This window comes from Pseudomonas defluvii (assembly GCF_001695625.1).
GTDB classification, from domain to species: domain Bacteria; phylum Pseudomonadota; class Gammaproteobacteria; order Pseudomonadales; family Pseudomonadaceae; genus Aquipseudomonas; species Aquipseudomonas defluvii.
On sequence record NZ_MBPN01000008.1, the window covers coordinates 37,407 to 50,109 of the forward strand.

The 12,703-nt window shown below is 59.9% G+C and carries 13 protein-coding genes; 8 read left to right on the plus strand and 5 right to left on the minus strand.

Annotation, left to right across the window (positions count from 1 at the left end; genetic code table 11):
• Window positions 1–122 precede the first annotated feature (122 nt).
• From EKA13_RS03965 to aspA, 3 genes are all read right to left on the minus strand, one after another.
• On the minus strand, window positions 123–1,115 hold the full coding sequence (locus EKA13_RS03965; protein WP_065758108.1) for an AraC family transcriptional regulator: 993 nt from the start codon (window positions 1,113–1,115) through the stop codon (window positions 123–125).
• A gap of 94 nt (window positions 1,116–1,209) precedes the next feature.
• Complete coding sequence (locus EKA13_RS03970; protein ID WP_065758109.1) at window positions 1,210–2,205, minus strand: asparaginase; 996 nt, start codon at window positions 2,203–2,205, stop codon at window positions 1,210–1,212.
• A gap of 202 nt (window positions 2,206–2,407) precedes the next feature.
• Window positions 2,408–3,832: an aspartate ammonia-lyase gene (gene aspA, locus EKA13_RS03975; RefSeq protein WP_065758110.1), complete on the minus strand. Its 1,425-nt coding sequence runs from the start codon at window positions 3,830–3,832 to the stop codon at window positions 2,408–2,410.
• A 179-nt stretch (window positions 3,833–4,011) separates the two neighbouring features.
• Between aspA and EKA13_RS03980 the strand changes: the two genes are divergently transcribed.
• From EKA13_RS03980 to EKA13_RS04005, 6 genes are all read left to right on the plus strand, one after another.
• Window positions 4,012–4,914, plus strand: a complete 903-nt coding sequence (locus EKA13_RS03980) for a LysR substrate-binding domain-containing protein (protein ID WP_065758111.1) — start codon at window positions 4,012–4,014, stop codon at window positions 4,912–4,914.
• 160 nt (window positions 4,915–5,074) lie between these two features.
• Window positions 5,075–5,686, plus strand: a complete 612-nt coding sequence (locus EKA13_RS03985; RefSeq protein WP_065758112.1) for a zinc metalloprotease — start codon at window positions 5,075–5,077, stop codon at window positions 5,684–5,686.
• A gap of 203 nt (window positions 5,687–5,889) precedes the next feature.
• Window positions 5,890–6,381: a 5-(carboxyamino)imidazole ribonucleotide mutase gene (gene purE, locus EKA13_RS03990; protein WP_065758113.1), complete on the plus strand. Its 492-nt coding sequence runs from the start codon at window positions 5,890–5,892 to the stop codon at window positions 6,379–6,381.
• A 10-nt stretch (window positions 6,382–6,391) separates the two neighbouring features.
• Window positions 6,392–7,474, plus strand: coding sequence for a 5-(carboxyamino)imidazole ribonucleotide synthase (locus EKA13_RS03995; protein WP_065758114.1), 1,083 nt, complete (start codon window positions 6,392–6,394; stop codon window positions 7,472–7,474).
• A 92-nt stretch (window positions 7,475–7,566) separates the two neighbouring features.
• The gene (locus EKA13_RS04000) at window positions 7,567–7,812 is read left to right on the plus strand and encodes a GlsB/YeaQ/YmgE family stress response membrane protein (RefSeq protein WP_065758115.1); all 246 of its coding nucleotides are present in this window, start codon (window positions 7,567–7,569) and stop codon (window positions 7,810–7,812) included.
• 52 nt (window positions 7,813–7,864) lie between these two features.
• On the plus strand, window positions 7,865–8,398 hold the full coding sequence (locus EKA13_RS04005; RefSeq protein WP_065758116.1) for a DUF3299 domain-containing protein: 534 nt from the start codon (window positions 7,865–7,867) through the stop codon (window positions 8,396–8,398).
• 36 nt (window positions 8,399–8,434) lie between these two features.
• Here EKA13_RS04005 and EKA13_RS04010 read toward each other — a convergent pair whose 3' ends face one another.
• Together EKA13_RS04010 and EKA13_RS04015 are read right to left on the minus strand one after the other, a co-directional pair.
• Complete coding sequence (locus EKA13_RS04010) at window positions 8,435–9,331, minus strand: D-hexose-6-phosphate mutarotase (RefSeq protein ID WP_065758117.1); 897 nt, start codon at window positions 9,329–9,331, stop codon at window positions 8,435–8,437.
• Between the two features lie 72 nt (window positions 9,332–9,403).
• Window positions 9,404–9,805 (minus strand): acyl-CoA thioesterase, encoded by a 402-nt coding sequence (locus EKA13_RS04015; RefSeq protein WP_065758118.1) that lies wholly within the window; start codon window positions 9,803–9,805, stop codon window positions 9,404–9,406.
• A gap of 362 nt (window positions 9,806–10,167) precedes the next feature.
• Here EKA13_RS04015 and EKA13_RS04020 point away from each other — a divergent pair, with 362 nt between their 5' ends.
• Both EKA13_RS04020 and EKA13_RS04025 read left to right on the plus strand, forming a co-directional pair.
• Window positions 10,168–11,457, plus strand: coding sequence for an MFS transporter (locus tag EKA13_RS04020; RefSeq protein WP_065758119.1), 1,290 nt, complete (start codon window positions 10,168–10,170; stop codon window positions 11,455–11,457).
• A 162-nt stretch (window positions 11,458–11,619) separates the two neighbouring features.
• Window positions 11,620–12,621 carry a phosphate ABC transporter substrate-binding protein PstS gene (locus EKA13_RS04025; protein WP_065758120.1) on the plus strand — a complete coding sequence of 334 codons (1,002 nt, stop codon included), beginning with the start codon at window positions 11,620–11,622 and terminating at the stop codon, window positions 12,619–12,621.
• Window positions 12,622–12,703 lie beyond the last annotated feature (82 nt).

Here is a 12,703-nt window from a genome sequence, read left to right on the forward strand (position 1 = left end):
CCGCGTTGACTGGCTTGGCCCATTGTTGATGGGTACGTTGCCTGTGGAGAACGTCGAATACGGCCAAAAGGGGATCGATATGGCCAGCCTGACTGTCCGCATTTCGCCCTTTATACGGCTATTCAGATGCGGAAATGACTTGGTGCCACGCCACTCCAGCGCAAGAAAGCGTGGCGAAAACTGGCGGTCTCGCTGAAACCGAGCAGTTCGGCAATGCGATGGATCGGCATCTGGTCTTCGCTCAGTAGTTGTTTGGCGCGTTCAAAGCGCAACTCATCAAGCAACTGTTGGTAGCTGCTGCCCAGTTCTTGCAGGTGGCGGCGCAAGGTGCGTGAAGAGCAGTTCATCTGGCGGGCCAGACCCTCAAGGCCGGGCGGTGCATCAAGCTGTTGCAGTAGCAACTGGCGAATTCGGCCGAGCCAGGCCTGGCGCCCGGTAAACTCCAGGTTCTGCTGCCGACAGCGTTCGGCCATGGCCCTGTGAGTAACGGCATCCGCCAGTGGCAGGGGGTGAGCCAGCCAGTCAGCGCAGAACGCAAAGGCATTATCGATGGCGTCGAAATGCAATGGGCAGGAAAACGTCTGGCGGTAACGCTCATGGTAGTCGGGTTGCGGATAGGCGAATCGCGCACCGAGCAACGGCAATGGGCAGCCTAACAGGTCGTCGCAAATCACTTTCAGCGATCCTATGCACAACTCGGCATTGAACGCCGCCAGTTGGGGTTGTTCGCGGTAGTCACTGGCGCTGAGCCATATTTTGTCGCCGTCTTCGATCAGGCGCAGATGAAAAAGTGTTCCCAGCAGCGCGGGGTAGCGCAGGGCCAATCGTAAAGCGTCACCTAGGGTGGCACTGGAAAGTAGCGCATAACCGAGCATGCCGTAGGACGAGACATGCATGCGCGGCCCAAGTTCCAGGCCGATTTCACGACGCAGGGCAACGGCGTTGGCACACACCAGCATCTCCTGGCGGGTGGTGATGCGCGGGTCTGAGCGCTTTAGGTCGGTCAGGCTGATACCGCTGCCGACAAGTAATTTCTCGCTGCACAGGCCTTCGCTCTGAAAGGCGTTCAGCATGAGCGACACAGCATTGAGGGTGGTCAGGTGCGAGTGCAGCATGTTTGAGATCCGACAAAGGGCTGCCTGAAACTCAGCAATTTATGTGCCTTCAAGGCGCCTTTGCCAGCAAGGTCTATTTTTGCCGGCGATGCACTCAACGCAGTTCCCCGCACACATCGAGTTCAACCAGGCGACGTACTTCGTCCACCGGCAGCCCCGCGCCCAGCAAGGCCTGCAATTTACCGAAGGCTGCTTCGCGGGTCATGCCGCCGCCAGACACTACGCCCACTTCACGCAGCCGACTGCCGGCTTCATAGACATTCAGGTCGACGCCACCCTCGTGACACTGCGTGATTGCCACCACCACAATGCCGCGGGTCTGGGCAAGCTTCAGGCTGGCAAGAAACTCGACGTCATCGCAGGGGCCCGTGCCGCTACCGAAGCATTCCAGGATGACGGCTTGAACACCACTGTCGAGTACCGCCAGCAGTGGCTGGGCAGCAAAACCGGGCACCAGTGGCAGCACCGCAACCTGGGCGGTTTGCTTGGCGTGACGGTAGTCCAGTTCGGCGGGTAGCGATGCAGCCTTGGCTGCACCACCGAAGCGCTTCAGTGTGGCAAAGGGATGGCGGCCATAACTGCGGACCTTGGCGCAGCGGGTCGGCGTAAGCAGCTCGCCGTGGAAGTACAGTTGCACGCCCGATACGTGCCCGGCGGCCAGTGTCTGCAAAGCGCCAACGATATTTTCTTCGGCATCGCTGTCGGGGGCGCCGGCTGGCAGCATCGAGCCGGTAAACAGCAGCGGTGCCGGCAACCCCAGCAACTGGAAACTCATGGCGGCCGCGCTGTAGGCCAGGGTGTCGGTACCGTGTAGCACCAGCACGGCATCGCAGCCTTGGCTGTCGACCGCGTCGATAATGGCTTCGCGCAGGCGCAGCCAGTATTGCGGGGTCATGTTGGCGCTGTCGATCAGCGGCAGCAGTTCGCGAAACTGCCAATGGGGCAACGCCAGGCCCGTCAGTTGTTCGCGCATCCGTTGTTCAAAGCCTGAGGCCGGCGTCAGGCCGTGGGCGCTGGCCTGCATGCCGATGGTGCCACCGGTGTAGAGCACCATGATATTTCGAGCGGGATGCGCGGTAACGGGGTTCATTCGCCTGTCTCCGTGGTCAGTCTTGTTAGAAGCAGATCACAGTACGCCATCGTCGGGAGCCTTGTCTGCGTCAGCAGGGTAAAAGCTGTAGATGAAATCGCAGGCAAAAAAAAGGGCCTGGAGCATTCGGCTCCAGGCCCTCAAAAGGTGAGAGGTGTCTAGTCCCTCGACCTGGTGAGCGGTGTGCGTGAGGTACTGAGGGTTAAGCCTTCAGCGGTACCAGACGCGGTGCAATCATGTTTTCCGGGCGCAGGATGTCGTCGAGCATGGCGTCGTCGAGCAAGCCTTCTTCGCGCACCAGTTCCAGTACGCCGCGGCCGCTTTCCAGCGCAATACGGGCGATACGGGTGGCGTTTTCGTAGCCGATGTACGGGTTCAGGGCAGTGACCAGGCCGATCGAGTGCTCGACCAGTTCACGGCAGCGCTGCTCGTTGGCAGTGATGTCGACGATGCAGTGCTCGCGCAGCATGTCCATGGCGCGTTGCAGCAGGCGGATCGAATCGAAGATCTTGTAGGCGATCAGCGGTTCCATCACGTTCAGCTGCAGTTGGCCGCCTTCGGCTGCAATGGTCAGGGCCAGATCATTACCGATGATGGCGAAGGCCACCTGGTTGACGGCTTCCGGGATCACCGGGTTGACCTTGCCTGGCATGATCGAGCTGCCCGGCTGGCGTGCTGGCAGGTTGATTTCGTTGATGCCGGTGCGCGGGCCGCTGGACAGCAGACGCAGGTCATTACAGATCTTCGACAGCTTGACCGCAGTGCGCTTGAGCATGCCGGAGAACAAGACGAAGGCGCCCATGTCCGAGGTGGCTTCGATCAGGTCGGCAGCCGGTACCAGCGGTTGGCCGCTGATTTCTGCCAGGCGCTGTACAGCCAGGTGCTGGTAGCCTGGGTCGGCGTTGATGCCGGTACCGATTGCGGTACCGCCCAGGTTGACTTCCGTCAGGACTTCCGGCGCCAGGGTGCGCAGGCGGTTGAGGTCTTCGGTCAGGGTGGTGGCAAAGGCACGGAATTCCTGGCCGAGGGTCATCGGTACCGCGTCCTGCAGCTGGGTACGGCCCATCTTCAGTACGTGGTTGAACTCTTCACCCTTGGCAGCGAAGGCCTGGATCAGGCTGTCGAGGCTGGCCAGCAGGGCATCGTGACCGAGCAGCAGGCCCAGACGGATTGCGGTCGGGTAGGCGTCGTTGGTCGACTGCGCCATGTTCACATCGTTGTTCGGGTGCAGGTACTTGTACTCACCCTTTTGATGGCCCATGGCCTCAAGTGCGATGTTGGCGATGACTTCGTTGGCGTTCATGTTGGTCGAAGTACCAGCACCGCCCTGGATCATGTCCACCACGAACTGCTCGTGGTAGTCGCCGCGGATCAGACGGGCGCAAGCCTCGCTGATGGCAGCGTGCTTGGTATCGTTCAGGTGACCCAGCTCGCGGTTGGCGTCAGCAGCAGCCTGTTTGACCATGGCCAGGGCCACAACCAACTTAGGGTAGTGCGACAGCGGTACGCCGGAGAGGTGGAAGTTGTTGGCAGCACGCAGGGTCTGGATGCCGTAGTAGGCATCAGCAGGTACTTCGAGGGTGCCAAGCAGGTCTTTTTCAACACGGAACGATGCAGCAGCGGACATGATAGATATCATCTCGAGTTTGGCCCGGCACATGCCGGAATGGCGCCAATCCTAGGTCTGCGGGAGTTTTGCGGCCAATGCTGTTGCACGCTAACCTATGCACAAACGGCATAATGGTCGATGTGACGCCAACAGCTATTCGAGCGTGTGCCATTTTGGTGCATGCCTGGAGACCCTTGATGAACCTTGAAAGTAAATGGCTGGAAGACTTCAGTGCGCTGGCCGCTACCCGGAGCTTTTCGCAAGCGGCCGAGCGCCGTTTCGTGACCCAGCCGGCCTTCAGTCGGCGTATTCGCAGCCTGGAGGCGGCGTTGGGCCTGACCCTGGTCAACCGTTCGCGTACACCCATTGAGTTGACGGCTGCTGGCCAGTTGTTTCTGGTGACGGCGCGTACTGTGGTCGATCAGTTGGGCGAGGTACTGCGCCATTTGCATCACCTTGAAGGTGGGCAGGGCGAGGTCATTCAGGTGTCCGCGGCGCACTCTCTGGCACTGGGCTTTTTCCCGCGCTGGATCGCCCAATTACGCAACGATGGGCTCAATATCGCGACACGTTTGGTTGCAACTAACGTTGGTGATGCGGTGCATGCCTTGCGTGAAGGGGGTTGCGATCTGATGTTGGCGTTCTATGACCCGGATGCCGCGCTGCAGATGGATGCGGAAATCTTCCCGTCGCTGCACTTGGGGCATACCGAGATGCTCCCAGTCTGCGCGGCAGGCGCGGACGGCAAACCGCTGTTCGACCTCGAAGGCGAGGGCAGTGTGCCGTTGTTGGCGTACAGCGCCGGGGCATTCCTCGGGCGCTCGGTGAACCTGTTGTTGCGTCAGCGCAACCTGCGCTTCACCACAGTCTACGAGACGGCCATGGCCGACAGCCTCAAGAGCATGGCGCTGGAGGGGCTCGGTATCGCCTGGGTGCCACGGCTGTCGGCAAGGGCTGAGTTGGAACGGGGGGAACTGGTGATTTGTGGTGGCAGCCAGTGGCACGTGCCACTGGAGATCCGCGTGTATCGCTGCGCGCTGGTGCGCAAGGCCAACGTTCGATTGCTCTGGCGCAAACTGGAGCAGGCTGCGGCAAGCTGATGTCTTTGCGGGCTTCCTACACCGTTTAGCTGCAAGCGCTACACGATGAAGGGGCGATGGCTGAATGCCGGGCGTTGGCATGACTTGTAGGTTATGTCGACGGCTTCTTCACGCCGCGCCTGTCATTAGGACGGGCGCACTCTTCTGAAAGGATTTCGGAATGCTCTATAAAAAATACGATCTTTACGAAAAGTACGGGGACTTTGACAAGTACGAGAAAAAGCCCGTGTTCCTCTACCTGTTCTGCCACGATGATCTCGATGAAGGCTATCGACCGATCATCTACCGCGACTATCTGAAGGACTTGATGTATGAGCTGGAGCAGGTATTCCAGCGTGAAATCATTGTCGAGCTTCACTACGCCATCCCAGGTGTGACCGACTTCAGTTACAAGACCGAACTGGGCAGGGAGCGGTCGAGTCTCGATGAGTTCGCCTCGCGCGGAGCAACGTTTGCCCAGGAGAACGATCTGTCCTACCGCCACAACTATCGTTATGGGCTCATCACCCAGGACGGGATCTCCAGCAGCGTGCATGGCATGGCCCAGGTTGGCGGGAATTTTTTCCTGGCGTCCGTTCAGGGTTACCAGCATATCGCCCATGAACTGGGCCATACATTCAACGCTTCACATGAGCATGCGGAAGTGACGTTTGGCATCCCGCCAACACAAACCTACATGCATGAAGCCAACAATCCGCTCTATGCGAAGGACTACAGATTCTCTGACGTCAATCGCAGCCGTATGGCCGATTTTCTCGCATCGGTAGAGTAATACCGGGTACAAAAGCAATGCGCCCTTGCTGCACTGACTAATGGTCGGCAAGGGGGCTTTCTTCTGGCTGCTTTACGGTATACTGCGCGGCCCTTGGCCGGTCCCACCTGCCAATGAATTCGCATAACAAGCCACGCCGGTCGTCCCGCGTGGCTTGTTGTTTTTTGACGCGCCTGAAGGCGCCCAAGAGAAGAGGCTCGACGATGAGTGCACTGGTTGGCGTGATCATGGGCTCCAAGTCCGATTGGTCCACCCTTAGCCACACCGCCGATATGCTGGAAAAACTCGGCATTCCCTACGAAGTGAAGGTGGTCTCCGCCCATCGCACGCCGGACCTGCTGTTCCAGTATGCCGAAGAAGCTGAGGGCCGTGGCATCGAGGTGATCATCGCCGGTGCAGGGGGCGCAGCCCACCTGCCGGGCATGTGCGCTGCCAAGACTCACCTGCCGGTTTTGGGTGTGCCTGTGCAGTCCTCGATGCTCTCGGGTGTCGACTCGTTGCTTTCGATCGTGCAGATGCCAGCCGGTATTCCGGTGGCAACCCTGGCTATCGGCAAGGCCGGTGCGATCAATGCCGCGTTGCTTTCAGCGAGCATCCTGGGGGCCAAGCACCCTCAGTTCCACGCCGTGCTGAAGCAGTTCCGCGCCGAGCAGACAGACAGCGTTCTGGACAATCCAGATCCACGCCAGGCCTGAGGTCACGAGCATGAAAATCGGTGTAATCGGTGGCGGCCAGTTGGGTCGCATGTTGGCCCTGGCAGGCACTCCGCTGGGCATGAATTTCGCTTTCCTTGACCCTGCACCGGACGCCTGTGCTGCGTCGTTGGGCGAGCACCTGCGCGCCGATTACGGTGACCAGGACCACTTGCGCCAATTGGCCGACGAAGTCGATCTGGTAACGTTCGAGTTCGAAAGCGTGCCAGCCGAAACTGTCGCGTTTCTGTCGCAGTTCGTACCGGTTTACCCAAGCGCCGAATCCCTGCGGATTGCGCGTGATCGCTGGTTCGAGAAGAGCATGTTCAAGGACCTGGGTATTCCAACCCCTTCCTTCGCCGATATCCAGTCGCAAGCCGACCTCGATGCGGCGGTGGCCAGCATCGGCCTGCCTGCAGTGCTGAAAACCCGTACCTTGGGTTATGACGGAAAAGGCCAGAAAGTACTGCGAACTGCAGCCGATGTAGTGGGTACTTTCGCCGAACTGGGTAGTGTGCCGTGCCTGTTGGAAGGCTTTGTGCCATTTACGGGTGAAGTCTCGTTGATCGCCGTGCGCGCCCGTGACGGTGAAACCCGTTTCTACCCGCTGGTCCACAACACTCACGAGAGCGGCATCCTGCGCTTGTCGGTTGCCAGCAGCGAGCATCCATTGCAGGCGTTGGCGCAAGACTATGCCGGGCGCGTACTGAAGCACCTCGACTACGTGGGTGTTCTGGCGTTCGAATTCTTCGAGGTGGATGGCGGCCTGAAAGCCAACGAAATCGCGCCGCGGGTTCACAACTCCGGGCACTGGACCATCGAAGGCGCCGAGTGCAGCCAGTTCGAGAACCATCTGCGCGCCGTTGCGGGCCTGCCGCTGGGTTCGACCGACAAGGTCGGCGAAAGCGCCATGCTCAACTTCATCGGCGAAGTGCCGGCGGTGGAGCAGGTCATCGCTATCGACGACTGCCATCTGCATCACTACGGCAAAGCCTTCAAGGCCGGGCGCAAGGTTGGCCACGCCACCCTGCGTTGTGCCGACAAGGCCACGCTCGAGCAGAAAATCCAGCAGGTTGAAGCATTGATTTCCGCTTGAGCGGAACCTTCCTGCTCCCGCGTCCCTCTGATGGCAGGATGCCAAAGCGCTGACTAGGCTTTGGCCAATGCACGCACTTCAGAGGGATCGCCATGGGCATCATTGGAACCATCTTCATCGGCCTGGTCGTGGGTCTGCTGGCACGCTTCCTCAAGCCAGGCGACGACAACATGGGCTGGATCATGACGATTGTGCTCGGCATCTGTGGATCCGTGGCTGCCACCTATGGTGGCCAGGCTTTGGGGATCTACCATGCCGGAGAAGGCGCAGGCTTCTTCGGTGCGCTGGTCGGTGCGATTGTGCTGTTGCTGATCTTCGGTTTCATCAAAAAGAACTGACGTCAGGCTAGAATGCTCGGCAACTTACGTTCCCCTTGTTGCCGAGTTTTTCATGCGCCGTATTTTCCTGTGTGCTCTCCTGTTTTGCAGTGGCCTGGCCCATGCCGAGTTGCCGGAAACCGACTGGTTGGAACTGATGCCCAAGTCGGACCAGAAGGCGCTTGAGGAAATGCCCGAGATTGACCACAACTCTCCCGAAGCCAATGGCACGTTCAGCAACAAGGGCGGCTTGAAGCAAAGCAAGGGACTGCCAGCGGTGATGTACTCGAGCAAGACCGTTGCGTCCATGAACGGCAAGCACATCCGCCTGGGTGGCTATCCGGTACCTCTGGAAACCGATGCCAAAGGCAAAAGCACCTTGTTTTTCCTGGTGCCCTACCCAGGTGCCTGCATTCACGTGCCGCCACCGCCACCGAACCAGTTGGTACTGGTGCGCTACCCCAAAGGCTTGAAACTGGACGATATCTACACGCCGTTATGGGTCACTGGCACGTTGACGGTCGAGAAGGTCAGCAACGACCTGGCGGACGCAGCCTATGCGCTGGACGCCGGGCAGGTGCGGGTGGTGACGGACGCTGACCTTTGATGGCGTTGGCAAGCCAACGCCCACAGTAGTCCGGGTTTAGAGCGGCTCGCTGCCGATACTCAGGCTCAAGGTGTGACGGGCGCCTGGTGCCAGTTGCACCAGATCGTCCCAGACATTCGCCGTCTCTATGCACAGCATGCGCTGCCAGCCATCGTTGGCCATGTCGATCAGCTCGGCGGCGCGGTCGGTCCAGGGGTTCCAGATGACGGCCGAGCGCGAGCCACTGCTGCGCAACAGGATGCGACGGTTCCAGGCCGGGTCGACAATGCTCAGTTGCTCAGGCGCTTGCAGGTAGATACGGTCGGTTTCCCCGGCAAAACCCAGGTCACCCTGTTGGTTGCGTTGCTCCCAGTTGGCCAGCGTTTCGATGTAGTTCAGCCCGGCCACGCCCTCGACCCGAACCTGACGTACATCACTGACAGCGAAGTAGCTGTGCAGCGCCTGGCTGATGGTGACAGGGTCGCTACCCAGGTTTTCGCTGCTCAGGGTCAGGCTGAGTTGCTCGCCCATGACGATGCTCAGGTTTAGCGCGACGGTATGCGGCCAGCCGGGCAGGTTGCCCAGGGCTTGCGGCAGGGTGAAGTCGATACGCAACTCTGTGCTGCTGCTGTCGATGCCCAACAGTTGCCAGTCGCGCCCGCGTGCCAGGCCGTGGGCGGGCGCTTCACTGGCCTGGTACATGGCCTGCACGCTTTGCGGGTTGCGCGCCAGGTTGCCAAACCAGGGCCAGCATACCGGCACGCCTGCGCGTACCGACTTGCCCTGCTTGAACAGGGCCTGGTCGCTCAACCACAGCAGCGGCGGCTCGCCAACCCGTTGGTAGCTCAGCACCTGGGCACCCTGCTGGGCGATCAGTAGCTCAGCGCTGTCGCTGGTGATGCGCCAGCAGTTGAGCTCGCCGTGTTTTTCCGACTCTACCTTGGGTGTGGACATGCGTCTGATCTCGTTCGGTTGCCGTAAGGTCGTTGACCTCTCGTCTACCGCCGAGTGTACCGCGCCAGCCGCTCAGCGACGAGGTGGAACCGAGCGGGTGCGACCGCTGCCGTCGATGGCAACGAAGACGAACACCGCTTCGGTGACCTTGCGCCATTCGCTGGACAGCGGATCGTCGCTCCACACTTCGACCATCATCTGGATCGAGCTGCGGCCGATCTCCAGGGTCTGGGTATAGAAGGACAGTTGTGCGCCGACGGCGACAGGCACCAGGAAGGCCATGCGATCAATTGCGACGGTAGCCACGCGGCCTCCTGCAACACGGCTGGCCATGGCCGTGCCGGCGAGGTCCATCTGGGCGACCAGCCAGCCGCCATAGATATCGCCGAAACCGTTGGTTTCACGTGGCAATGCAGTGATTTGCAGGGCCAGGTCGCCTTGCGGGATAGGATCTTCTTGTTCGAGTTCAATCATGCCGGGGTAGCCTCTGACCCGTGACGCTTCATTGGTTAGCGCAGTGTGGACGCCTCGACAAACGATTCAGCATACGCACGCTACGCTGCGTTCGCTTTAGCCAGGCGGCGAAAGGAAACTCTGCGAAACCGACTAAGTATATTCAGCGGCGCTTTCGCACAACATCCTCCATAAGGCGTAGCCTTTTCCTGCATGGGGCCAGTATATAGAGCCTCGCGTGCAGCGACGACCATACGGTCACCATTATCTGTCGTGAATGTGTACATCCTGTACGTTTTCAAGCAAATTGCCTCGGATCCAACATTTTTCCCTGGCTGCAACCAGCGCTGTTGCCGCTTTAACCATCAATAAGAGACGCGTCGATGACCTCCGTGCCCACCAGTATCGCGCAGCCCTCGCGGCCGCTGACTCGCAGTGACTACAAGACCTTGTCGCTTTCCGCCCTGGGTGGTGCGCTGGAGTTCTACGACTTCATTATCTTTGTGTTCTTCGCCAAAGTGGTCGGCCACTTGTTCTTCCCCGCCGACATGCCTGAATGGCTGCGCCTGATGCAGACCTTCGGCATCTTTGCTGCCGGCTACCTGGCACGCCCACTGGGCGGTATCGTCATGGCACACTTCGGTGACCTGTTGGGGCGCAAGAAGATGTTCACCCTGAGCATCTTCATGATGTCTGTGCCGACACTGATCATGGGCTTGCTCCCGACCTACGCGCAGATTGGCATGTGGGCGCCGATCCTGCTGTTGTTGATGCGGGTGATCCAGGGCGCAGCCATCGGTGGCGAAGTCCCAGGCGCCTGGGTGTTCGTCTCCGAGCATGTCCCGGCACGCAATACCGGCTATGCCTGCGGCACCCTCACGGCGGGGCTGACCTCCGGCATTCTGCTCGGCTCGCTGGTGGCTACCCTGATTAGCAGCCTCTACAGTGAGCAGGAACTGTCTGACTACGCTTGGCGGATTCCGTTCCTGCTGGGGGGTGTGTTTGGTCTGTTTTCGGTTTACCTGCGTCGCTGGTTGCACGAAACCCCGGTGTTCGCCGAGATGAAGGCGCGCCAGGCGTTGGCCGAAGAAGTGCCGCTGCGTGCGGTGCTGCGCGATCACCGCAGTGCCATCATCCTGTCGATGTTGCTGACCTGGCTGCTGTCGGCGGGCATCATCGTGGTGATCCTGATGACCCCGACCGTGCTGGAGACGGTCTACGGTATTCCCATGACCGTTGCGCTGCAGGCCAATAGCCTGGCCATTGTCCTGCTCAGCTTCGGCTGTGTCGCCGCCGGCATGCTCGCTGATCGCTTCGGTGCCGGGCGGGTGTTCGTGGTGGGCAGCCTGTGCCTGCTGGCCAGCTCATGGGCGTTTTATCACAGCCTGGCGACCCATCCCGAGTGGCTGTTTCCGATGTATGCACTGACCGGGTTGTGCGTCGGCATCGTCGGTGCAGTGCCTTATGTGATGGTACGGGCGTTTCCGCCTGTGGTGCGGTTCAGTGGCCTGTCCTTCTCCTACAACCTGGCGTACGCCATTTTTGGTGGCCTGACGCCGATGGTCGTGACCTATCTGCTCAAGCTCAGCCCCATGGGCCCGTCCTATTACGTGGCCGGTATTTGCACCATTGGTCTGCTAGTGGGTTGCTATTTACTGGCAACGAAGCGCTGAAAGCGCTCTAGCCCAGCAGTCGTTACATTTTGAAAAGGCCTTCCTGCCTGAGCGGTGATGGCCATTCATCTAATTGTCATATTCACTTCATAGAGTGGTCATACGCCCTGCAGATACTGGGGCCCGATTCATCTCAACCCCAATTCCTGCTAGGAGCAAGGCATGAAACTGAAGCGTTTGATGGCGGCCCTGACGTTTGCCGCCGCTGGCGTTGCCACCGCTAATGCGGTTGCCGCTGTTGACCCTGCTATTCCGACTTACGTCAAAACCACTGGCGTGTCGGGCAACCTCTCCAGCGTCGGTTCCGATACCCTGGCCAACCTGATGACCCTGTGGGCTGAAGCCTACAAAAAAGAATACCCGAACGTGAACATTCAGATTCAGGCTGCCGGTTCCTCCACCGCACCGCCTGCACTGACTGAAGGCACCGCTAACCTGGGCCCGATGAGCCGCAAGATGAAGGACGTCGAGCTGCAGGCGTTCGAGCAGAAGTATGGCTACAAGCCAACCGCAATCCCGGTTGCTGTTGATGCCCTGGCTGTCTTCGTGCACAAGGACAACCCGATCAAGGGTCTGACCATGGCTCAGGTCGATGCGATCTTCTCGTCGACTCGCCTGTGCGGTGGCAAGAACGATGTCAAAACCTGGGGTGACCTGGGTGTGACCGGCGACCTGGCCAACAAGCCGGTTCAGTTGTTCGGTCGTAACTCGGTGTCCGGCACCTACGGCTACTTCAAGGAAGAAGCCCTGTGCAAAGGCGACTTCAAGCCTAACGTCAACGAACAGCCAGGCTCGGCTTCGGTCGTGCAGTCGATCAGCAGCTCGCTGAACGGCATCGGTTACTCGGGCATTGGTTACAAGACCGCCAGCGTGAAAACCGTGGCACTGGCCAAGAAGGAAGGCGGTGCCTTCGTTGAAGACAACGAAGCCAACGCACTGAACGGCACCTACCCGCTGTCGCGCTTCCTCTACGTTTACGTCAACAAGGCACCGAACAAGCCTCTGGCACCGCTGGAAGCCGAGTTCGTCAAGCTGGTCCTGTCGCAGGCCGGTCAGCAAGTCGTGGTGAAAGACGGCTACATCCCGCTGCCAGCCAAAGTGGCTGAAAAAGCGCTGGCCGACCTCGGTCTGAGCCAAGGCGCCAAGGGCGTCGCGCAGAACTGAGTGTGAACCTGGCAGGGTTCGGTATTGGCCGAATCCTGCTGCAAATTGCGAGTCCGCTGCCAGGACACCTGAGCGGCGGGCT

Coding starts and splice junctions, on each gene's coding strand:
- EKA13_RS03965 (WP_065758108.1), bottom strand. CDS start 1,115: ATGCTGCACTCGCACCTGACCACCCTCAATGCTGTGTCGCTCATGCTG.
- EKA13_RS03970 (WP_065758109.1), bottom strand. CDS start 2,205: ATGAACCCCGTTACCGCGCATCCCGCTCGAAATATCATGGTGCTCTAC.
- aspA (WP_065758110.1), bottom strand. CDS start 3,832: ATGTCCGCTGCTGCATCGTTCCGTGTTGAAAAAGACCTGCTTGGCACC.
- EKA13_RS03980 (WP_065758111.1), top strand. CDS start 4,012: ATGAACCTTGAAAGTAAATGGCTGGAAGACTTCAGTGCGCTGGCCGCT.
- EKA13_RS03985 (WP_065758112.1), top strand. CDS start 5,075: ATGCTCTATAAAAAATACGATCTTTACGAAAAGTACGGGGACTTTGAC.
- purE (WP_065758113.1), top strand. CDS start 5,890: ATGAGTGCACTGGTTGGCGTGATCATGGGCTCCAAGTCCGATTGGTCC.
- EKA13_RS03995 (WP_065758114.1), top strand. CDS start 6,392: ATGAAAATCGGTGTAATCGGTGGCGGCCAGTTGGGTCGCATGTTGGCC.
- EKA13_RS04000 (WP_065758115.1), top strand. CDS start 7,567: ATGGGCATCATTGGAACCATCTTCATCGGCCTGGTCGTGGGTCTGCTG.
- EKA13_RS04005 (WP_065758116.1), top strand. CDS start 7,865: ATGCGCCGTATTTTCCTGTGTGCTCTCCTGTTTTGCAGTGGCCTGGCC.
- EKA13_RS04010 (WP_065758117.1), bottom strand. CDS start 9,331: ATGTCCACACCCAAGGTAGAGTCGGAAAAACACGGCGAGCTCAACTGC.
- EKA13_RS04015 (WP_065758118.1), bottom strand. CDS start 9,805: ATGATTGAACTCGAACAAGAAGATCCTATCCCGCAAGGCGACCTGGCC.
- EKA13_RS04020 (WP_065758119.1), top strand. CDS start 10,168: ATGACCTCCGTGCCCACCAGTATCGCGCAGCCCTCGCGGCCGCTGACT.
- EKA13_RS04025 (WP_065758120.1), top strand. CDS start 11,620: ATGAAACTGAAGCGTTTGATGGCGGCCCTGACGTTTGCCGCCGCTGGC.